Annotated in this window: 15 protein-coding genes and 3 pseudogenes; 8 read left to right on the forward strand and 10 right to left on the reverse strand. The window is 71.5% G+C overall.

Annotated features, from left to right (window positions below; all coding sequences use genetic code 11):
* The first annotated feature begins 169 nt into the window (after nt 1-169).
* From abmR to IE263_RS27335, 4 genes are all read left to right on the forward strand, one after another.
* Complete coding sequence (gene abmR / locus IE263_RS27320) at nt 170-745, forward strand: ATP-binding transcription factor AbmR (protein ID WP_189940459.1); 576 nt, start codon at nt 170-172, stop codon at nt 743-745.
* 159 nt (nt 746-904) lie between these two features.
* Nucleotides 905-2506 (forward strand): purine-cytosine permease family protein, encoded by a 1602-nt coding sequence (locus IE263_RS27325; protein ID WP_189940460.1) that lies wholly within the window; start codon nt 905-907, stop codon nt 2504-2506.
* Nucleotides 2503-3195, forward strand: coding sequence for an alpha/beta fold hydrolase (locus IE263_RS27330; protein WP_189940461.1), 693 nt, complete (start codon nt 2503-2505; stop codon nt 3193-3195). The genes IE263_RS27325 and IE263_RS27330 overlap by 4 nt, the downstream gene beginning before the upstream one ends.
* A gap of 70 nt (nt 3196-3265) precedes the next feature.
* Complete coding sequence (locus IE263_RS27335; RefSeq protein ID WP_189940462.1) at nt 3266-4435, forward strand: lactate 2-monooxygenase; 1170 nt, start codon at nt 3266-3268, stop codon at nt 4433-4435.
* A 20-nt stretch (nt 4436-4455) separates the two neighbouring features.
* On the opposite strand, the gene IE263_RS27340 is transcribed toward IE263_RS27335, so the two are convergent.
* From IE263_RS27340 to IE263_RS27365, 6 genes and pseudogenes are all read right to left on the reverse strand, one after another.
* Nucleotides 4456-6102: an RICIN domain-containing protein gene (locus IE263_RS27340; RefSeq protein WP_189940463.1), complete on the reverse strand. Its 1647-nt coding sequence runs from the start codon at nt 6100-6102 to the stop codon at nt 4456-4458.
* Nucleotides 6103-6565: 463 nt separating this feature from the next.
* Nucleotides 6566-6943, reverse strand: coding sequence for a toxin Doc (locus tag IE263_RS27345; protein ID WP_189940464.1), 378 nt, complete (start codon nt 6941-6943; stop codon nt 6566-6568).
* Nucleotides 6944-6946: 3 nt separating this feature from the next.
* Entirely contained in the window at nt 6947-7192 is a 246-nt protein-coding gene (locus tag IE263_RS27350; RefSeq protein WP_189940465.1) for a hypothetical protein, read from the reverse strand.
* Between the two features lie 86 nt (nt 7193-7278).
* Nucleotides 7279-9519 carry a glycoside hydrolase family 9 protein gene (locus IE263_RS27355; protein ID WP_189940466.1) on the reverse strand — a complete coding sequence of 747 codons (2241 nt, stop codon included), beginning with the start codon at nt 9517-9519 and terminating at the stop codon, nt 7279-7281.
* 297 nt (nt 9520-9816) lie between these two features.
* A pseudogene (locus tag IE263_RS27360) lies at nt 9817-10032 on the reverse strand (transposase); the annotation flags it as partial.
* A gap of 123 nt (nt 10033-10155) precedes the next feature.
* The gene (locus IE263_RS27365) at nt 10156-11490 is read right to left on the reverse strand and encodes an alpha/beta hydrolase (protein WP_189940467.1); all 1335 of its coding nucleotides are present in this window, start codon (nt 11488-11490) and stop codon (nt 10156-10158) included.
* A 68-nt stretch (nt 11491-11558) separates the two neighbouring features.
* On the opposite strand from IE263_RS27365, the gene IE263_RS27370 reads away from it, so the two are divergent.
* Entirely contained in the window at nt 11559-12176 is a 618-nt protein-coding gene (locus tag IE263_RS27370; RefSeq protein ID WP_189940468.1) for a TetR/AcrR family transcriptional regulator, read from the forward strand.
* Between the two features lie 149 nt (nt 12177-12325).
* On the opposite strand, the gene IE263_RS27375 is transcribed toward IE263_RS27370, so the two are convergent.
* Nucleotides 12326-12964, reverse strand: a complete 639-nt coding sequence (locus IE263_RS27375; RefSeq protein ID WP_189940469.1) for a hypothetical protein — start codon at nt 12962-12964, stop codon at nt 12326-12328.
* On the opposite strand from IE263_RS27375, the pseudogene IE263_RS27380 reads away from it, so the two are divergent.
* A pseudogene (locus tag IE263_RS27380) lies at nt 12963-14203 on the forward strand (IS701 family transposase). The gene IE263_RS27375 and the pseudogene IE263_RS27380 sit on opposite strands and share 2 nt — an antisense overlap.
* A 79-nt stretch (nt 14204-14282) precedes the next feature.
* The gene (locus tag IE263_RS27385) at nt 14283-14963 is read left to right on the forward strand and encodes a hypothetical protein (RefSeq protein ID WP_189940470.1); all 681 of its coding nucleotides are present in this window, start codon (nt 14283-14285) and stop codon (nt 14961-14963) included.
* Between the two features lie 74 nt (nt 14964-15037).
* Here the strand turns inward: IE263_RS27385 and IE263_RS27390 are convergent.
* A pseudogene (locus IE263_RS27390) lies at nt 15038-15439 on the reverse strand (DUF4982 domain-containing protein); the annotation flags it as partial.
* Entirely contained in the window at nt 15409-15714 is a 306-nt protein-coding gene (locus IE263_RS27395) for a hypothetical protein (RefSeq protein ID WP_189940471.1), read from the reverse strand. The gene IE263_RS27395 and the pseudogene IE263_RS27390, both read right to left, overlap by 31 nt.
* Before the next feature lie 269 nt (nt 15715-15983).
* On the opposite strand from IE263_RS27395, the gene IE263_RS27400 reads away from it, so the two are divergent.
* A complete protein-coding gene (locus IE263_RS27400) occupies nt 15984-18368 on the forward strand; it encodes a SpoIIE family protein phosphatase (RefSeq protein WP_189940472.1) in 2385 nt (794 codons plus the stop codon).
* A 39-nt stretch (nt 18369-18407) separates the two neighbouring features.
* Here IE263_RS27400 and IE263_RS27405 read toward each other — a convergent pair whose 3' ends face one another.
* Nucleotides 18408-20426, reverse strand: a complete 2019-nt coding sequence (locus tag IE263_RS27405; RefSeq protein ID WP_189940473.1) for a ricin-type beta-trefoil lectin domain protein — start codon at nt 20424-20426, stop codon at nt 18408-18410.
* Between the last annotated feature and the right edge of the window lie 121 nt (nt 20427-20547).

The following is a 20547-nucleotide window of genomic DNA, read 5'->3' on the forward strand; positions in this document are numbered from 1 at the left end:
GTTACAAGGCCGCAAGCAAGCGCTTCATGATCCCCCGGTTCGCCGGAGTGACCGGTTTTCATGGGTTCGTTAATCGGCCTGAAACATTCCGCTCCCGTCCTCGTTCCGCTCTCGGCGGACTCCTCGGCGTCCCCTTGTGTTCATGTACCAGCGGCGTAATCGTCATTACATGATTACAGAAGCGCAGAAGGAGAAGTTGCGGGGATGGTTCGCCGGGCGGCTGCCCGACGACCTCTTCGAGGAGCTCACCGAGGTGGCGGTCGACCGGGAGGAGATCACGGTCGTCGGCCGTGTCCCGGCGCCCCGACTCGCGGAGGACGCCCCGGCCGCCGAGCGCGAGGCGGCCGTGACCGCCCGGATCCAGGAGTTCCGGGAGCGCACCCGGGAGACCCGGATGGCCGTGGCCCGCGACGCCGAGCACCGGTTCCGCCGGAAGGTGTCGTGGGGTGTGGTGTGCGACGGGCAGCGCGCCCTGTTCACCCACGTGGCCGCACCTGTGATGACCCGGCTGCGGCAGCCCGAGCGTCAGGTCCTCGACACCCTGATCGCCGCGGGCGTGGCGCGCAGCCGCAGTGACGCGCTCGCCTGGTGCGTCCGGCTGGTCCAGCGGCACACCGACGACTGGCTCAACGAGCTGCGGGAGTCCCTGGAGCACGTTCAGCGAGTGCGGGCCCAGGGGCCGGATGCGGAGGAGGTGACGGATTCCCGGGATGATTCGTCCACTCAGGACGCGGAAGAAGGATGATTCGCCCGCTGGCCGGGGTCCTGCCCCAACCCGTAGGTTCGGCAGACCCCGTCCCGGACGGCATCTGCCCGCGTCGCCCACCCCGCGGCAGCGACGGCCGTTCGCCCCCCGCCGCGCCACCCCGCGCTCCACCGTCGACCGCCCGCTGCTGGAGCCCCCTTGACCCCGCCGTCCCCCGGACCCGCCCCGACCACGCCTCCCCCGTCCCTCACCGAGGTCGAGACCCACGGTGTCGACCGCATCCCCGACGCCGAACGCACCGCGACCCCCTTCGACCTGTTCCGGCTCGCCTTCGGCGGCGCGAACACCTTCTCGACCTGCGTCCTGGGCGCCTTCCCGATCCTGTTCGGCCTGTCCTTCTGGCAGGGCCTCGCGGCCACTGTGCTGGGGGTGGTCGTGGGGGCGCTGATCCTGTGCCCGATGGCGGTGTTCGGCCCGGTCAACGGCACCAACAACGCGGTCTCCTCCTCCGCGCACCTCGGTGTGCACGGCCGCGTCGTCGGCTCCTTCCTCTCGCTGCTGACCGCGGTCGCGTTCTTCTCCCTCTCGGTGTGGAGCTCCGGCGACGCCCTGGTCGGCGGCGCCCATCGGCTCTTCGGCGTCGACCGCGGCAACCTGACCTACGCCGTGGCGTACGCGCTCTTCGCCGGGCTGGTGCTCGCGGTGTGCGTGTACGGCTTCCGCTTCATGCTGTTCGTCAACAAGGTCGCGGTCACCTCGGCGACCGTGCTGTTCCTGCTGGGCGCGCTCGCGTTCGCCGGCGACTTCGACCCCTCGTACGCGGGCGTCTTCACGGACTCCGCGGACGCGGCGACGAAGTCCCTGTTCTGGCCGTCGTTCATCGGCGCGGCCCTGATCGTGCTGTCCAACCCGGTGTCGTTCGGGGCGTTCCTCGGCGACTGGTCGCGCTACATCCCGGCGGCCACCCCGCGCCGCCGGGTCGTCGGCGCCGCCTTCCTCTCCCAGCTCGCGACCCTGCTGCCGTTCCTCTTCGGCCTGTCGACCGCGAGCATCATCGCAACGAAGGCCCCCGAGTACGTCGACCCGGCCGCCCCCGACTTCGTGGGCGGACTGCTGGCGATCTCACCCACCTGGTTCTTCCTGCCGGTGTGCCTGCTGGCCCTGATCGGCGGCATGTCGACGGGCACGACCTCGCTGTACGGCACCGGCCTGGACTTCTCGTCGGTGTTCCCGCGGCTGTCGCGCGTGCAGGCGACCCTGCTGGTCGGCGTGGTGTCGATCGCGTTCATCTTCGCCGGCCGCTTCGGCCTGGACCTCGTCCGGTCGATCTCCACGTTCGCCACGGTGATCATCACCTGCACGACGCCCTGGATGGTCGTGATGATGCTGGGCTTCTACACGCGGCGCGGCTGGTACGACCCCGAGGCCCTCCAGGTCTTCAACCGGCGGCAGCGCGGCGGGCGTTACTGGTTCGCGCACGGCTGGAACTGGCGCGGCATGACCGCCTGGTGGGTGTCGGCCCTCGTGGGTGTGCTGTTCACCAACATCCCGGGCCAGTTCGTCGGCCCGCTCGGCGACCTGGCGAACGGCGTCGACATCAGCCTGCCGCTGTCCCTCGCCCTCGCCGCCGTGCTCTACGTGGCGCTGCTGTGGCTGTTCCCGGAGCCTCGGGCGGCGTACGGGCCCGAGGGAGCGCGGCTCGCCCGGACCGTAGAGGTGCCGGCGCCGCCGATCACCGGGCCGGGGACGGGAGTTGACGAAGGGCCGTTGTCAGACCCCTCGACTACGGTGCGGGCATGACGCATTTCGTGATGACGGCAGGGACCTGGCTCGGTGCGGGGGCCTGGGACGAGGTGGCGGCGGAGCTGCGCGCCGCCGGGGACGACGCCCATCCCGTGACCCTTTCCGGTCTCGCCGAGAAGCAGGGGGTCCCGGCAGGGCTGGAGACCCATGTCAGGGACGTCGTCGACGCGGTCGAGCGGCTCGGTCTGCGGGACGTGGTGCTGGTCGGGCACAGCTACTCCGGGATACCGGTCGGGCAGGCCGCGGAGCGGATCGGTGACCGGCTGCGGCGGGTGGTGTTCGTCGACGCGAACGTGCCCGTCGACGGGGAGTCGTTCCTGTCGGGCTGGCCGAGCGACCACGTCCGGGAGTCGATCGCGGCCCACGACGGCTTCTGGCCGCCGCTCACCGCGGACGACTACGCGGGCCAGGGGCTGACGGACGAGCAGATCCGCCGGATCGTCGAGGGATCCCCGCATCCGGGCGCCACTCTCACCGAACCGGCCACCCTGAGCCGCTCCCTCGGCGACCTCCCTGCCACCTACATCAAGTGCCTGCTGGACGGCGACGAGCCGATGCCCGCGGTGGCGGAGCTGCTCAAGAGCGAGAGGTGGGAGCTGGTGGAGATGGACACCGGTCACTGGCCGATGTTCTCGCAGCCACGCGAACTGGCCCGGATCCTGCGCGAGTCGGCCGGTAGGGGCTGACACCCCGCCGCGTACCGACCGGTATGGTCAGCGTCGGCGTGGTCTCGGCGACGAGAGGCGGGACATCCGGATGGCGAAGCACTGGGCGGACTTCCAGTACGAGATCTATCTGAACGGGATGACGGGTGCGGTCCCCCGGCTGCCCACCGATCTGACCCGGCTGGAGGAGCTGACCGAGCAGCGCCTCGGACCGGGTCCGGTCGGCTATGTGGCGGGCAGCGCGGGTGACGGCAGTACGGCCCGTGCGAACCGGGCGGCCCTGCGGCGCCGTCGGATCGTTCCGCGCATGCTGCGGGACGTGCACGAGCGCGATCTGTCGGTCGAGGTGCTCGGCCGATCCCTGCCCGCCCCGCTGGCGCTGGCCCCGGTCGGCGTGCTGTCGATCATGCATCCGGAGGCCGAGTCCGCGGCCGCCCGGGCCGCCGCCGCGCAGGGGGTGCCGTTCGTGCTGTCGTCCGCGTCGAGCACACCGATCGAGCAGGTGGCCGAGGCGATGGGGGACGCCGAGCGCTGGTTCCAGCTGTACTGGTCCAAGGACCGCGAGGTGACCCGCAGTTTCCTTCGGCGGGCGGGGGCGGCCGGGTTCACGGTGCTGGTCGTCACCCTGGACACCCCGCTGCTGGCGTGGCGGCCGCGCGACCTCGACCAGGCGTACCTGCCGTTCCTGCACGGCGTGGGCACCGCCAACTACTTCACCGACCCGGCCTTCCGGGCGGGCCTGGCCAAGCCGGTGCACGAGGATCGCAACGCGGCCGTGCTGCACTTCGTGAACCTGTTCGCGGATCCTGCGAAGACCTGGCCGGACCTGGCGTTCCTGCGGGAGCACTGGGACGGCCCGATCGTCCTGAAGGGCGTCCTCCACCCGGACGACGCCCGGCTGGCCGCCGACGCCGGGATGGACGGCGTGGTGGTCTCCAACCACGGCGGCCGGCAGGTGGCCGGCTCGGTCGCGGCAGCGGACGCGCTGCCCCGCGTCGCGGCGGCGGTCGGCGACCGGCTGACCGTGCTGTTCGACAGCGGGGTGCGCACCGGCGACGACCTCTTCAAGGCACTCGCCCTCGGCGCGCGGGCCGTGCTGCTCGGCCGGCCGTACGTCTACGGGCTCGGCCTGGACGGCCAGTCCGGCGTGGAGCACGTGATCCGCTGTCTCCTCGCCGAGTTCGACCTCACCCTGGCCCTGTCCGGCCACGCCGGCCCGGCGACCGTCGGCCCGGCGGACCTCGTGGAGGACGCGGGGTGACGGTCCACCGGACGGCCGTGTCAGGCCGTGCGGTCCGTCAGCTCGACCGGCTGCGCCGGCGGCGTCTCGGTCCCGGTGATCTCCAGTGAGCCGGGGCTGGCCGTGACGGCGTCGGTCAGCCAGCGCTGGTCGCTGGAGTGGTCGCGGACCTTGACCACGACGTCGGCTCCGGGGTCCTCACCGGTGGAGGCGAGGGCCAGCGTCTCGCCCCAGCGGGGCAGCAACTCCCCCTGCACGGTGAGGTCGTAGCGGACGTCGTCGGCACGGGCGTCGTCGGCCTCCGCGCACGCGCCCAGGATGACCACGCCGGCGTCCGCGTGGGAGTCCACGCACAGGTCGCGGTCGGCCACACTGCGCAGCTGCCCGTCCGCCTCGTACGCCCACAGCTGGGTCGACCCGGTGGAACAGTCGGCCAGCTCGACGGCAGCGCCCGCCTTCGCCTCGCCCCGGATGTCCAGGCACAGATCGGCGGCGGCATTGCGCAGTCTGGTCTGCCCCGGCACGGTGGGCAGTTGGGCGGTGTCCGGGGCCGTGGGGTCCGCGGTGGGTCCGGCCTGGGAGCCGGTGCCCGAGGCCGCGCCGCCGGCGGCGCTCGTGGAGGCGGCCGGGTCGGCACCGCCGTCGTCCGACCACATACCGGCGGCGAGCAGGGTGGTCAGCAGACCGGCGGAGGCGAGGCCGACACCCGTGAGCAGCGTCCGCGGCGACCGCGCGCCGTCCGCGGCGCGGCGGCGGGGCGACGGTATGCGGTCGAGGAGAGTGGTACGGCGCGCCGCGCGCCGGCCTCCGCCGCGGCGCCGGTTGGAACCTTTGAGGCGGACGGGCTGCTGGCGGTCGCGACCGGGGCGCGACTCGACGTAGCGGCGGGCGCCCCAGCCGAGCACCGCCTCGGCCAGCAGCACGCCCAACCCGCCCTCGAAATGGCCGAGTTGTTCCGCCGCGGCGCGGCAGTAACGGCAGGCGTCCAGATGCTGGCGGACGTCCGGCAGGAGGTCGCCGCCGCGGCCGATGGGGACGTCGAGGAGGCGGTTGTAGAAGCGGCACTCCTTGCTGGGCGCGAGTTCCCGGTGGGCGCGGACGCAGCCCTCGCGGAGCTTCTCCCGGGCCTGTTCGTGGGCGGCGGCGACGGTGGCGGGGTCCAGACCGAGCAGGCCGGCGGCGACGGTGATCGACTCGGCCTCGACCTCGACGTGCCACAGGACGCAGCGGGCGACCGGGGACAGGTTCTGGAAGGAGCGTTCCGTGAGCGCCCGGTTCTCGGGGATCAGGGACTTCGCGGTCCGCAACCCGCGGGCACCCGCCGGTTTCCGCAGCTCGGGCAGGACGGTGGACAGGCCCTCGTCGGCGGCCCACAGCCGGACCGTGTCCCGCACGGTCACCAGCAGCCGGGGGCGCAGGGCGGTGCCCGGCTCGCCCAGCTTCAGCCGGTCGAAGACCTGGTGGAACGCGGCTGTGGTGACCATGGACGCGGCGCCCGTCGAGGAGGCGAGGCAGATGGCCGCGTACTCGTGCACCGGCTGCCAGTGCCGCGCGATCAGCAGCGCGGTGGACTGGGCGACCTCGCTGTCCGTGCCGCTGCGGGTCCCGGCCGCGAGGGACTCGTCGGATTCTCCGGAGCCCCCGCCGGGCGGGGGGTAAGGAGGGCGAGGAGGTTGGGGGGTGAGCACTGAGCGGCGTCCTTTGGTACGTACCTGTTCGGCGCGGCGGGGAGCACGCGTTCGCCTCCGCCGGCGAAAACACGGGGCTCTCCCGGCCCCGGCCCCCCGCACGAGTGGTTCACCATTGCACAACTGAGTCGTGCGCAACAAGCCGCCGGAGATTCCCGGCCACTGTTGAAAGAAAGTCGATAAGGAGGCCGCGATTTCCGTGCCGATTCCGTTGCCGCCCTCCGTGCCGGTGCCGCCCTCTCCCAAGGCCTTTCGCCGCGCCTGGGCGTGCTTCCTGCGCCCCGTGTGAAACGCGCGCACGCGTCGGCGTGACGCACACGTTCCCGGGGCGCGGCAGGGCGTAGTGGACTGGGTCCGGCTCCTCCTCGGAGGCCCCGCGCGGGACGGCGGCTCTCCTGCGCGAAACGGCCGCCGGCCTTGTTCCTCCCGCCCTGGGCCGGCGGCCCTGGACCGTCCCGAGTCCTCAGATCTGCCAGGACCGCAGCCGGTCGGCCGCGCCGTACACGTCGGCCTTGCCGTCGATCAGGTCCCGGGCCAGGTCGACGAGTGCCCCGTAGGGCGGGTCGATCCCGACGCCGCTGACGAACATGTACGCCACCGCCGTCGCGCAGGCGAAGCGGGCGTTGGCCGACGGCAGGGGCTTGAGCAGCGTGATGGTGTGCAGCAGCGCGGCGGCCCGCCAGGCCGGGTCGGAGTTCACACCCAGGCGGGGCGGATCGACACGGTGCCGGGCGACGGCGGCGACCAGCGCGGAAAAGTCGTTGATGGTGGGCTGGTCCGGCAGTACCTCTTCGTGGCGCTGGAGGAGCCAGGGCACATCGATGTGGATGACAGGCGTCATCGGTCAGGCGACCCGTCCCTCGCCCTTGAGGGGCGCTTCGTCGTCGGGGAAGGCGGCCGCGAACTCGTCGGCGTGGGACGCGAAGAACCGGCGGAAGGCCTCCGCCCCCTCCTGCAGCGCCCGGTGGCGCGCTATGTCGGCGGCGGCCGCCTCCCGTACGAGCGCCTTCATCGACGTACCGCGTTCCTTGGCGATCTGCCGCAGGTCCTCCAGCTCGCGATCGCTGAACTCCACATTGAGGGCTGGCATGCCCTTCACGGTACCGCTCGGGTACTTGCCCGTAAATAGCCGCAGGTCACACCCACGGCAGGACGGTACCGTGAAAGGCGTTGCCGCTATCCCTGGTCCGCCACGAACGACGCCATCCGGGTCAGCGCCGCGTTCCAGTTGATCGCGGTCTCGTTCGTCGACCAGGACTGGATGTCGTCGATGTAGCAGAACTGCCCCACACAGCCCTTGAGCTTGGTCTGCGCGTAGGGGTCCTGGATGCTCGAGTTCGGGCCGCCGGCGAGCGTGCCGTCCGGCGGGCTCGGCAGGTCCGGGTCGAGCTGGTGGGCGTACCAGCGGCTGTGCTGCTGGTGGGCATTGGCCTCGCCGTAGCCGGTGACGTAGGAGATGTTCAGCGCGTTGCGGCCGAGGACGTAGTCCATGCTCTGCACGGCTGCGTCGCGGTACTTCGCGCCGCCGGTGATGTCGTACGCGGTGGCGAGGACCACGGCGTTGTTGAGGACCTGGTGCGCGGAGCCCCAGTCGTAGCGGTTGTCCACGGGGGCGTAGGGCATGCCGTACGGGTGGGCCCGCAGGGTGCCGAGGTACTTGTCGGCGCCGGCGATCACCGAGTGGCGCACCTTGTCGCGGCCGGGGAGCTTGTTCGGGACGGTCGCGAGGTCGAGGCGGCCCGCGGCGGCGGTCCTGGACCAGTCGAAGCCGTAGGGGACGAAGATGTCGGCCGTGTGGACCGGTGAGTTCAGGACGTGGTCGGCGAACTGCCGCTCACCGGTGGTGAGGTACAGCTCGGCGGCCGCCCAGTAGAACTCGTCGCTCACCTCGTTGTCGTTGTAGGCGCCGCCGCCGGTGCCGTCGTTCGGGTCGGCGTACACCGCGGGGTGGGCCAGGGCCGCCGTCCAGGCGTTGCGGGCGGCCGACAGGGCCCGCGCCGCGAAGGCCTTGTCGTACGGCTTGTACAGGCGTGCCGCCTGAGCGGCGGTCGCGGCCAGGTTCAGGGTCGCCGCGGTGGTCGGCGGGTGCAGTTCGCGCTTCTGCGGGTCGTCGCTCGGCAGCAGCGGCAGGCCGGTCCACTGCTCGTCGTGGATCTTGTGATGGGCCATGCCGGCGAGCGGCTGCCCGTCCGGCACCTGCATCCTCAGCAGGAACTCCAGCTCCCAGCGGGCCTCGTCGAGGATGTCCGGCACCTTGTTGCCGCTCTCGGGGAGGGCGAGCGTGCCGTCGCCCAGCTTCGCCGGCCGGCCGGTGCGGGCGGTCAGCGAGCGTTCGTAGGTGCTGAGCACCTCCCAGGTGGCGATGCCGCCGTTGACGACGTACTTGCCGTGGTCGCCCGCGTCGTACCAGCCGCCGCTGACGTCGAGGGTGTAGTCGCAGACGCCCGGCTGGCAGGGGACGGCGGTGTCGCCCTGGTTGGGCGCGACGCCCACGTGGCCCGCGGCCCTGCCGTAACCGGGGCGCAGGTCGTCGCGGATCGCGATGCCGCTGCGCTGCGTGTAGTAGTACTTGACGGCGTCCAGCCGCAGTCGCTCGTAGGCGGCCGTGCCGATGTCGAACGGGCGGCTGGTCTCACCGTCGGCGATCAGCGTGAAGCCGGTGCCGTTCTTGCGATAGGCGCCGAAGTCGATGGAGTGGACGTTCTGCCCGGAGGAGGCGTCGACCCCGCGGGGCACGGTCCAGCCCCGCGCGACCGTCGTGCCGGCGGCGCTCTTCAGCTCCCAGGGCAGCTTCCCGGTCGCGTCGGTGACGAGCGTGGCGTTCTTCGGCCCGGCGGGCAGATAGGCGACCTGGTTGACCCGTACCCGCGGCCCGGTGTCGGGCTCGTACACCTCCGGCGGCACCCCGCCCAGCAGGGAGACGTCGTCGAGGCAGAACCGCCAGGGGTCCGCGCTGCCGCCGACCTGGAAGGCGACCTGCCCCTGGGCGGAGTCCACCGGCGAGGTGAAGGTGTAGGAGTACGAACCGGCGGACTCCGCGAGCACCGGACTGGCCTCGTGCCAGGTCTCGTACGGCGCGACCGACTGGCCGACGATGGCGCGCACCACATGCCCCTCGGGCACGCCGGACGCCTTGAAGGAGAACCGGTACGTCTCCCCCTTCACCAGGGTGATGCCGTCCTGGCCGACGGCGGAGTCCCAGCGGTTGACGGTGCCGCCCGGCACGTCCGCGCACAGCCGCCCCTCGGCCGGGCCCGCGCCGACGTTGCTGGTCCACCACGAGTCGGTGGTCGTGTCGAAGGTGCCGTTCCTGACCTGCTCGACCTCCTCGGCCGCGACCTGCTGCACGGGCAGCGCGGTGAGCGCCGCGCCCAGCAGGGCGGCCAGGGACAGCAGGGTGGTTCTGCGTCGTTTCACGTCTGGGCTCCTCCGGGAGTGCGGAACGCTCCGTGGGCGGGAGCACTGCGGGTGGGAGCGCTCCCAAAGACGGTCGGAGTCCATGCTTGTTGCAGTCATGACACCCCGTCAACGGTCCGGACGGGACGGCTTCCACCGCTCCCCGCCACGGACCGTCGAGGTGCACGCCTCGCCGAGACGAACGCGCCTGTCGGGAGCTACGCCTCCAGCTTGCTGATGCGGACCGCCCCTTGGACCTCACCCGGACGGCTGCTCGTCAGAACAAGCCGCAACCGGGAGCCGCGCACGGCGTCGAAGTCGGTGAGCCGTCGCTCCCGACGGTCCGAACGAAGCGGTGGGCAGTTGCTGCCACGTACAGCCCGACGTCGACACGAACACGATCGCGGCCAGCACCTCACGGTCACCGTGCCGGCGCCGACCGCCGCCCTGAGGCCGAGTCGGCGCCTCAGGCACCACCCGCTGGAACAGTTCCCACAACTCGTCCGGCACCAGCCGCTCAACGATCCCCACCACAGGCCACAGCCTACCCAGCCAAATGAGATGACTTGTAAGAGATCGCCCTTGGTTGTACCTGGCGCAGGACCCAGACGGCTTCGAGGGTTCGCCCGCCGTTGCCGGTGACGGGCTACAACGTCTTCATTTGTGGTCGTGCAGGAAGGAAGGGATCTCGTCGCGGGTCGGGTAGTTCGGCAGGGGGGCTGGCTTGTCCTGAAGGAACGCAGTGATGACGGCGACGGCCCGGTCGTTGTTGTCGTCGAGGCCGTTCCACATGTGGTGTCCGACTCCGGGCATGTACTGCGTGCGCTGGATGCCGGGGTCATTGGCAAGCACGGCGGTCGCCCATTGACGAACCTGGGAGGAGCACTCGGCGATCAGCAGCATCGCGGGGGTCCGGGAGCGCCTCAGTTGTGAGGCGATGGAGGGTGAGTCCTTGACCGTCTGCTGGATGCGGAGGCTGGCGGCGGGGCTGAAGGAGAAGTTCTGGGAGGTGTCCTCGGTGGGGATGCGGTGCGCGTCGCGCGCGCAGTAGGCGGATGCGGTGTCGCTGCCGAGGTCGGCGGCGGTGAAGGCGTTGTCGCCTTCGGCTTGTCCGATCAGTCCGGTGTCGGGGGTGAGGAGTCCGAGTCGCATGAGGCCGAATGCCACGGCGTACCGGGGGATGTGCGTCGATCGCGGTCCGGTCGGGGCCGGCGCGAGGCCGCGGGCGGATTTTCGACCCTTGTGCCCGGTGATGTGTGCGGTGGGGCCGTCCATGGGGCCGGGCTCGGCGATGATCGCCCGATGCAGGCGTGCGGCGACGCGTGGGTCGGCCAGGGCTCGGGTGAGCACGACTCCGCCTGAGGAGAATCCGAGGATGTCGGCCTTTCCCTTGTCCAGGCGGTCGACGAAGGCGGCGAGGTCGCGGACCGACCTGGAGATCGTGTACTGGTCCATGGGGAGCAGGTCACTGCGTCCGCCACCGGCCTGTTCGTAGGCGTAGACGTCGTAGCCCTGGCGTGCCAGGAGTTGCAGGAACTGGTGGTCGAGCACCGAGATGCCGCGGACCGGTCCGCCGTTGAGGTACACGAGCGGGATGGGGTGCCGGGGGCGGGCCTTAGCGGGCGGGTAGTGATACACCGCGACCCGGCTGCCTGTGGTCAGGGTCCAGTGCTGCGTGGCTACGAACGGCAGGGCGGGCGGGTACTGCCGGGTCGTCGGCACGGTCGGGATGCAGACCGCCGCCGTCAGTGCTGCCGCGACGAGCACCGGCAGGAACGGCACGAGCCGCGCCGGCCAGGTGCGGTGCCGGCCCCGCCACATGGCGAGGACAGTCCCGGCCCCGAGGGTCGTCAACCATGCGGCGAGCCCCGAGCCTGCCCCGTCTGTGAGGGCGATCAGTGCGAGAAAGACGACGACCAGCGTCGCGACGGCGGCCAGGGCCAGCAGTAAGCGTCCGGCGAAGCGGACGAGGCGTATGGCGGACGTGGGCACGGCGGACCTCCGACAGTTTCAGAACACTGTTTCAAAACGACGTTATCAGAGGGGGTAGGCTGCTGGCCGTGGGTAGGCCGAGAACAAACGACGAGGCCGTCAAAGAGCGGCTTGTGGAGTGCGCGACCGAGATGCTCGCCACCCGTCCGCGGGAGTCGGTGACGGTCCGCGCCGTGGCTGCTGCTGCCGAGGCGTCGACGACGGCGGTGTACTCCTTGTTCGGTGGTAAGGACGGCCTGATCGGTGCGGTGCGCGACAGAGCCGTCGCCAGCCTGTTCCAGGATCTGTCGGCGGTTCAGACCTCCGCGGACCCTCTCGCCGACCTCTACGCGTTGGCCGTCGCCTACCGTCGTTGGGGGTGCGGACACAGCCACCTGTACACGGTGCTGTTCGGTGGTGTGCAGTCCTTCGACCCGTCGGGGGAGGTCGGTGCCAGTGACCCGATCCGTCCGCTCCTCGCGGCGATCGATCGCGCCTTGACGGCGTCCGTCTTCACTGGCGACGCAACGTCGATCGCCCTGTCGATCTGGGCAACCCTGCACGGGCTCGTGACTCTCGAACTGGCCGGGGCCCTCGACGCCACCACGGCCGAGGCCGCATTCCGCTCGTCGATTCACGCCACACTGCGCGGATGGACGACCGCGGAGGTGTTCCACAGTCTTCGCCAAGCCGAACTCGCTCAGTGACAGGATCAGGGCCGGTATCCGGGCTCTCCCGATCCTGGCGAGGAAGCAGTGGTGCGTGGTCGGTGAAGACCGGCATGCCAGGGTCAACCAGCTGCGGCCGGCCATCGGTCGGAGCCCGTTTGAGGCTGTTGAGCTTGGCCATCGCGGCGTCAAAGCTGACTTGATGTCCTTCGCCCTCGCCGAGCCAGCCGTTGGCGCGGGCCTCTCGAATGCGCTCGCGGAGGTTCTGGATGATCTCCAGGAGGCGGGGCCGTTGGCGAGGATCCATCTGGAGGACCGGGCAACGGATGCAAGCATGCTCGTGCTTGCAGGGGGTTCCGTAGGGGCGCCCGCAGGTGCCCCAGTGACACCTCGCGGACCCCGCCGGGAAACGTCTGCTGAACGTCCTTGAACAGCCGTAATGCCTTGTAGCCGCGCAGGAAGGCGTATCCCGGCAGGACGATCCGACTCATCATCAGGCAGTTGAGGCCCGCCACCAGCCCGTTGCGCTGGGATGCACTGTCACCCAACACGGCGGCGAGTACGAATGCCTTCCCGCTGTCGGCGCCGGCCGCCCGCCAGCGTTCCTGCCACCCGTCGCCGGGATGATCCGCGAGCCAGTCCAGGATCTTGGCCGCGTTCAGCAGCCGCATGTGCCCCCGGTCCCGGTCCGCTTTGGAATCGCGGGACGGCCAGGACGGAGAGGTGGGCAGCAGCGCGAGAACTTCGGCGCGGGTCAGGTGATCGTGGGGCCCGATACGTCCCTCGTCGGCTTTCAGTTCATGGTCGACGAACTTCGAGGTAGTCATGGGCCGGATCGCTGCCCGGTTCGCGCGGGTCGAACCTCGGCTGTGGGCTGGGCGGTTGGTGCTCGGCCTGCTGTCGGACTTGCCGCGCAAGAACTGCTGGACGATCGCGGAGTGGGCCGGTGAGGCCACCCCGCACGGCATGCAGCACCTGCTTGGCCGGGCCTCCTGGGACGCCGATGCAGTCCGCGACGACGTGCGCGCATACGTCGTCGAGCACCTGCACGACGAGGCCGCGGTACTGGTCGTCGACGAGACGAGACCGGAGACGTGAAAAAGGGCACCCACACTGTCGGCGTCCAGCGCCAATACACCGGCACCGCCGGGCGGATCGAGAACGCCCAGGTGGCCGTCTACCTCGTCTATGCGGGCGAGCGCGGGCACGCGGCGGTGGACCGGGAGTTGTACATGCCGCGCTCCTGGACGTGCGACCCGGATCGCTGCCGGGCCGCGGGGCTCGGCGAGGACACTGCCTTCGCGACCAAGCCGGGCCTGGCCCGCACAATGATCGAACGGTTCCTGGACGCCGGACACCGCGCCGGCTGGGTGGCCGGCGACGAGGTCTACGGCGGCAACCCGAAACTACGGTCCGCGCTGGAGGAACGCGGCGTCGGTTATGTCCTCGCCGTGGCCTGCTCTGCCGAAGGGACCACCAGTGCGGGCACGTTCCGCGCCGACACTCTGATGAAGAAGGTGCCCAAGCGAGCCTGGCAGAAGCTCCCGGCCGGAAGCGGCGCGAAGGGACAGAGGCTCTACGACTGGGCCGTCATCGACCTGGCCGAACCGGCGCCGGGCCACCGCCAGTTGCTGATCCGCCGCAACCGCACGACCGGTGAACTCGCCTGCTACCGCTGCTACTCGCCCGAACCGGTGCCCCTGACCACGCTGGTGCGAGTCGCAGGGTCCAGGTGGCGAGTCGAGGAGTTCTTCCAGTCCGGAAAGTTCTTGGCCGGCTTGGACGAGCACCAGCTCCGCCGTTACGCGTCCTGGTCCCGCTGGGTCACCCTCGCCATGCTCGCGCATGCCTTCCTGGCCGTCGTCCGCGCAGACGAACATGCCCGCAGCCCCGCGTCGGACGGCCTCATACCGCTCACTTGCAACGAGATCCAGCGCCTGTTCATCACGCTCGTCGTCCGGCCCGCCCTCGACGTCGCCCATCGACTCGGCTGGTCCGACTGGCGACGCCGCCACCAGGCCCGATCCCGGGCCAGCCACTACCGGGACCGAGCCGTTCGGGGATGAAGGTCACGATCTGCGGCAGGGGCTGGCGGAGATGCGGCGGGGTTGGCAGTTACGGTTGCCGTTCCTAGGCTCGGCAACCATGACGGTTCTGATCACCGTGTGGGGAGCATCTCCCGGAGTGGGCAAGTCGACGCTGTGTGCTGGACTGTCCCGATGGCTGGCCGATGCAGGACTGCGGGTGGACCACTTCCGCGAGGAAGAGATCTTGACCAGGCCGCAGTTCGCTGCTGTGGCTGAGGCTTTCAAGACGACCGGCGCCGTCGACCTGGGGACGTTGATCGCGACGACTGCCCAGTTCGTTGATTCAGCTCTGGCCAGCGGCGATGACGTCGTGATCGCGGACGCCCTGATGCCGTTCGTGCCGACACTGCTGGCCATGGGGCACGGCGAAGAGACGATCGACGCTTTCATGGCCGACCTCACAGAGGTGCTCGCACCACTCTGCCCGGTCATGGTCTTTCTCGATGGGAATGCCGAGGCCGCATTGTCCCGGGCCGCGAGGAGGGAAGGGGAGCAGTGGCTGGACTGGTATGTCGGAAAGCTCGCCAGGTACGAGGTAAGCCCGTCGGTGACGGACGTCGCGTCTGCGGTGACGTACCTGCTGCGCGAACGTGCGGTGACACTTGGCACAGTCGGCCGGAAGGAATGGGGCCTCGTTGTGATCGAGCGAGCCGATGAGCTGCCCCCAGGTGAGGTGCTGAGGGCCGCGCAACGGAACCTGATGCCGTGGCTGGGCAGGACCGTCACACACGAACCGTAACGATCTACCGCTGGAGTACTAGGCCGACTGGGGGATGCGCAGTGGCCCGGCGCGTCGCTCGGTAGTCCGGTCAACACCTCCAGGACGCCCGCCTCGGAGCCGGAGCGCACGATGGCGAGTGCCTTGCCGTGGAAGGCGGTCCGGGTGCTCCCCTGGTAGCGCTCGGCGCTCTCCTGCCGCCCGTTGTCGAGCCTGGCGAGGGAGCCGCCGCTCACCTGGAAGGAGATGAGGTGTTCGGCGTCGGGCACGACCACCCCGCGCGCGTCGACGACCTCGGCGGTGACGAAGACCAACGAACGCCCGTCCGCCGGAACCGACTTGCGGTCCGGGGTGAGGCGGACCGCGTGCGGGGCGCCGGCCGTGCGCAGGACGTCGGTGGCGACCACCTTGCCGTCCCTGCGGGCCACCGCCTTCAGCACGCCCGGCGCGTACGGCACTTTCCAGGTCAGGTGCAGCTTGCCCGTGCTGCCGTTGGGGTCTGCTCGATGCTCCAGTAGTGCGGCACAGCCACCTCGCGCCAGGCGGAGTCGTCGTGACCGGGGGCGGCGGCGTCGGCGTACTGCCCGGTCGGGTCGGTGATCCCGCCCGGGTCGACCAGTGCGAAGCACCAGCCGTCGCGCAGCGCGACCGTGCGGCGGCCGGAGCCGCTCGCGCCGATCTCGGCGGCTGCGGCCGCCGGAGTGCCGAGGAGCGCTCCGGTGGCGGGTGCGGCCGCGGAGGCGAGCAGGACCGATCTGCGAGTGACCGTCATGGCGGCTCTCCCTCATCAGGAACCAGAAGTACTCACAACTGATCGTCAGCAAACAGAATCTGACGCCGCGGCACTCCTGCCCGTCAAGGGTGCGGTCCGGCCCTTCTGCCTCACGCACCCCGCCTGTCTCACATCGTCCGGGTCCGCGCTCCTGGCCGCCCGCTGGGAGGGCAAGGAGGGGTTCCCCTCCGCGCCCGAGCCGCACGCACTAAGGTGGAACTCAAGTGGCGTGCCTGTTCACTGTGAGTGTCCGCGATGGAGTGGGGACGATGAGCTCGGACTACCCGTTCGACGATGCCTCGACGGCGCGGGCGGTCATCCACGAGGACGGCACGCTGACCCGGTGGAGCGAGGGCGCGCGCCGCCTGCTGGGCTATGACCCCGCCGAGGTCGTCGGACGGCCGGCCGCCGATCTGCTCGCCGACGGCGACGTCCGCGGCCCCGACCCCGACGAGGAGCGCTGGAGCGGCACTGTCGCGCTGCGGCACCGCGACGGCCACACCGTGTCCGTGTGGGTGCTCGCCCACCGCAGAGGGCCGCAGGACGGGGGCCCGGTCACCTGGCTCGCCGTGACACCGCTGGTCAGCGGGTATCCGGCGCCCGAGGACGACGACCTGATGAGGGTTGCCCTGGCCCAGTCACCGTGCGCCACGGTGATCTTCGACGACCAGTTGCGGCTGCGCGGCGCCAACGAGGCCATGGCGGAGCTGATCGCACTGCCCTCCGCCCGCATGCGGGGCCTGCGGCCCGTCGACCTCGCCATCAGACCGCAGAGCACCGAGCTCGAGACGCATCTGCGCCGGGTCCTCGCCACCGGTGAGCGCCAGGAGATGCAGACCTACCTGAAGGCCACGAGCGAGGAGCGGGCGCACGCCTGGCTGGCCCGGATGGCGCCGCTCACCGATGCCGCCGGGCAGGTGCGGGGCGTCTGCATGACCGTCCACGACTTCACCGAGCACTTCCTCGCCCGGGAGCGGCTGCAGCTGGTCAACGAGGCGAGCGTGCGCATCGGCACCACCCTCGACGTCACGCGCACGGCACAGGAGCTGGCCGAGGTGTGCGTCCCCACGCTGGCCGACTTCGTCAGCGTCGACCTGCTCGATCCGCAGGAGTACGGCGGTGAGGCCACCGGCCCGCTCGCCGCACCGGTCCACCTGCGGCGGGCGGCCCATCACTCGGTCAACCCGGACGCCCCGGAGGCCGTGGTCAAGCCGGGCCAGATGGACGTCTACCCCGAGGGCCTCCCCCAGGCCACCTCCCTGCTCGCGGGCCGCACCGTCGTGGCCGCGGTGCCGAACGGCGACCTGGACGCCTGGCGCGCCTGGGACGAGCGGCGCGTGCAGCGGGTCAAGGAGTTCGGCATCCACTCCACGATGTCCGTGCCGCTGCGGGCCCGCGGTACGACCCTCGGTGTCGTCGTCTTCACCCGCTTCCGGCGCCCGGACCCCTTCTCCCCCGACGACGTGCTGCTGGCCGAGGAGGTCACGGCCCGCGCCGCGGTCTGCATCGACAACGCCCGCCGCTACTCCCGCGAGCGCGAGACCGCCCTCGCCCTCCAACGCAGCCTGCTGCCGCGCACCCTGCCGCGGACCGCCGCCGTCGACGCCGCGTCCCGCTACCTGCCGGCGGCCCGGGCCGGGGTGGGCGGCGACTGGTTCGACGTGATCCCGCTGTCCGGGATGCGCGTGGCGATGGTCGTGGGCGACGTCGTCGGGCACGGCATCCAGGCGTCGGCCACCATGGGCCGGCTGCGCACCGCCGTGCGCACCCTCGCCGACATCGACCTCGCCCCCGACGAGCTGCTCACCCACCTCGACGACCTGGTCGTCCGGCTCTCGGAGGAGGCCGGCGGGGAGGGCGGCAACCCCGGCGAGATGGGGGCGACCTGCCTGTACGCGGTGTACGACCCGGTGTCACGGCGCTGCACCCTGGCCCGGGCCGGGCATCCCGCACCCCTGCTGCTGCCGCCCAACGGCGTGCCCCGCGGCATCGACCTGCCCGCCGGTCCCGCGCTGGGCCTGGGCGGGCTGCCCTTCGAGTCGGCCGAGCTGGAGCTCACCGAGGGCTCGGTGCTCGCGTTCTATACCGACGGCCTGGTCGAGTCCCGAGCGGGGGACGTGGATGCCGGTCACCGGATGCTGAGCGAGGCGCTGGCGGCGTACTCGGACTCCCTGGACGAGACCTGCGACCGCGTGCTGCACGCGCTGCTGCCCGAGGGGGGCGCCTCCGACGACGTGGCCCTGCTGCTCGCCCGCACCCGGGGGCTGCCCGCCTCCCAGGTCGCGACCTGGGACATCCCGCCCGATCCGGCGCTCGTCGCGCCGATCCGCAAGCAGGTCGTCGAGCTGCTGGAGCGCTGGCAGCTGCTCGAGGCGTCGTTCACGGCCGAGCTGGTGGTGAGCGAGCTGGTCACCAACGCCATCCGGTACGGCGCCCGCCCCATCCGGCTCCGGCTGATCCACAACGCGGCCACCCTGCTCTGCGAGGTTTCCGACACCAGCCACACCGCCCCGCACCTGCGCCGTGCGAAGACCTTCGACGAGGGCGGCCGGGGGCTGCTGCTGGTCGCCCAGCTCACCCAGCGGTGGGGCAGCCGCCACACAGCCGAGGGGAAGACGATCTGGGCGGAGCTGGGGCTGATCGAGGAGGGGTGAGGGGATCCCGGTCCCCTGCCTCGCGCCGCCCGCTCGCCGTCAGCGGCGCCCGCCGTCCGAGTCCCCTCCACCGGATCCGAATCCGGAACCGCCGTATCCATAGCCGGAACCGCCGTAACCGGAGCCGCCGTACGAGCCGGACTGGCCGTTCCACGAGCAGTAGTACCCGTAGGGGTACGAGCAGGACGTGCTGCCGGAGCCGGGCGAGGAGCTCGTCGCGGTCGGCCCGGGGGTCGTCGGGGTGGCGGACGGCTTCGGGGTGGGCGTGGGCGTGGGGGTCCGCGCCGCCTTCGGGGTGGGGGTCGGCTCCGCGGTGACCTCGGCGTCCCAGTTGACGACCTGGAGCTGGGGGTCGGGCTGCGAGGTGTCGATCACCCAGCGCTGGGCCGCGCTGTCCTCGCGGTTCTTCAGGACGACGGCGCCCGATCCGTCGGTGGCGGCGGGGGCCAGGGCGAGGTTCTGGTTGCCGCGCGGGACGAGCGTGCCCTGCAGGGTGAAGTCGTAACGCATGTTCTTGGCAGCGGCCGTGCAGGGCGACAGCCGCACCGAGAAGCCGAGCTGCGAGTCGAGGCACAGATCCGGGTTCTGGGCGCTGCGCAACAGCCCGTCGGTCTCGTACGACCACTGCTGGCCGGCCGCGGAGGAGCAGTCGGCGAGTACGCTCTCGGCGCCCTTGACGGCCTTGCCCCCGGCGACGGTGATGCACAGTCCGGAGGAGACGTTGTGCAGGCGGCCGCGCAGGGTGCCCTGGACCTCCTCGCCCGCGCCGGCCCAGGACGGGCCGGAGGTGGCCGTGTCCGTGGCGGGGGCCGGGGTCTGTCCGGCCTCGTCGCCCGTCCCCGGGGCGCTCCCGTCGCCGGAGCCGAGGACGGACCACACCACGAGCGGCAGGACGACCAGCCCGCTGACGGTGAGGGCGGCGGCGGCCAGGTTGCGCCGACGGGCGCGGCGGGCGGCCTTCTGGGCGGAACGGCGTGACGCGGGACGGGAGTCGGCGGGGCGCGCTCCGGTGCCCGGCCGCGGTGCGGGACCGGGCTGCGGTGCCGTGCCGGGGCGCGGTCCGGCGGCCGGGAGCGGGTCCGCTTCTGGACGGGGTCCTGTGGGCGCCGAGGCCTCAGCGCCGTAGGTCTCGTACGTCTCGTCGGTGAACGCCTCGCCCACGACCGCCGGGGGCCGTCCCCCGAGCTCGGCGGCGGACGCGGCGGCAGATGCGCCGGCGGGTTCGGTGACACCGCTCGCTCTGATCGCCATGTACTCCGCGGCGGCCCAGCCCAGCACGCCCTCGGCGAGCGCGGCGCCGAGGTGGCCTTCGAACTGGCTCAGCTGGTCGGCGGTGTGGGCGCAGTGCCGGCACTGGTCCAGGTGGGCGCGCAGGTCGGGGTCGGCGTCGGCGCCGCCGCGGCGGCAGGTGACGTCGAGGAGCCGGTGGTAGCGGTGGCACTCCTCGTCGACGGCGAGTTCGCGATGGAGCTGGAGGCACTCCTCGCGCAGCCGTTCGTGGGCCCGGCGCAGTTCGACGCGGGCGCCCTCCTCCTCCATGCCGAGCAGACCGGCCGGGACCGCGAGGGGCTCGGCCTCGACCTCGGCGTGCCACAGCAGACAGGCGGCGGACTGGGGCAGCCGCTGGAACGCCCGGGAGAGCAGGCGCCGGTGCGGCGGCGGAAGCAGGCGGGCGGCCAGGCGCTCGGTGTCGCCCTCCGCGGAACGCAGATCCGGGTGCAGCAGATCGCGGCGGCCGTCGGAGTCCCACTCCGCGGCGATCCGGCGCACGGTGACCAGCAGTTGGGGGCGCCAGGCGGCGGTCGGCCCGTTCTGCCGCAGAGCCTCCCCGAAGAGCCGGGTGAAGGCCGCCGTGGTGAGCATGCCGGCCGCACGCTCCCCGTCGGCGCACAGCCGCGCGTAGGTGAAGGCCGCCGCCCAGTGCCGGTCCAGCAGTTCACCGACGGGATGCAGCGCGGGCGACGCTCCCGTCCAGCCCTTCAGCTCGGCGCTCAGCTGTTCGTCCGTCACCTCGAAGCGGCGCGCCGAAGGGGAATTCGACAGGCCTGCGTCTTTCACGGCTGCATTCCTCCCGGGAACTGCGGCATAAAAAGTACATACCAACGGGTATGCGACCCCGACGTCGCGGCGCCTGGATCCTCTCGCACTGGGTTCGACACCTCGGACGCCCTTGTGGCAC

This window comes from Streptomyces aurantiogriseus (assembly GCF_014649375.1).
GTDB classification, from domain to species: Bacteria; Actinomycetota; Actinomycetes; order Streptomycetales; family Streptomycetaceae; genus Streptomyces; species Streptomyces aurantiogriseus.

Bases quoted from the DNA above. Each gene is read 5' to 3' on its own strand.
- IE263_RS27395 (WP_189940471.1), bottom strand. From the start codon at position 15,714: ATGACGGTCACTCGCAGATCGGTCCTGCTCGCCTCCGCGGCCGCACCC.
- IE263_RS27385 (WP_189940470.1), top strand. From the start codon at position 14,283: ATGACGGTTCTGATCACCGTGTGGGGAGCATCTCCCGGAGTGGGCAAG.
- IE263_RS27345 (WP_189940464.1), bottom strand. From the start codon at position 6,943: ATGACGCCTGTCATCCACATCGATGTGCCCTGGCTCCTCCAGCGCCAC.
- IE263_RS27400 (WP_189940472.1), top strand. From the start codon at position 15,984: ATGAGCTCGGACTACCCGTTCGACGATGCCTCGACGGCGCGGGCGGTC.
- IE263_RS27350 (WP_189940465.1), bottom strand. From the start codon at position 7,192: ATGCCAGCCCTCAATGTGGAGTTCAGCGATCGCGAGCTGGAGGACCTG.
- IE263_RS27375 (WP_189940469.1), bottom strand. From the start codon at position 12,964: ATGACTACCTCGAAGTTCGTCGACCATGAACTGAAAGCCGACGAGGGA.
- IE263_RS27330 (WP_189940461.1), top strand. From the start codon at position 2,503: ATGACGCATTTCGTGATGACGGCAGGGACCTGGCTCGGTGCGGGGGCC.
- IE263_RS27335 (WP_189940462.1), top strand. From the start codon at position 3,266: ATGGCGAAGCACTGGGCGGACTTCCAGTACGAGATCTATCTGAACGGG.
- abmR (WP_189940459.1), top strand. From the start codon at position 170: ATGATTACAGAAGCGCAGAAGGAGAAGTTGCGGGGATGGTTCGCCGGG.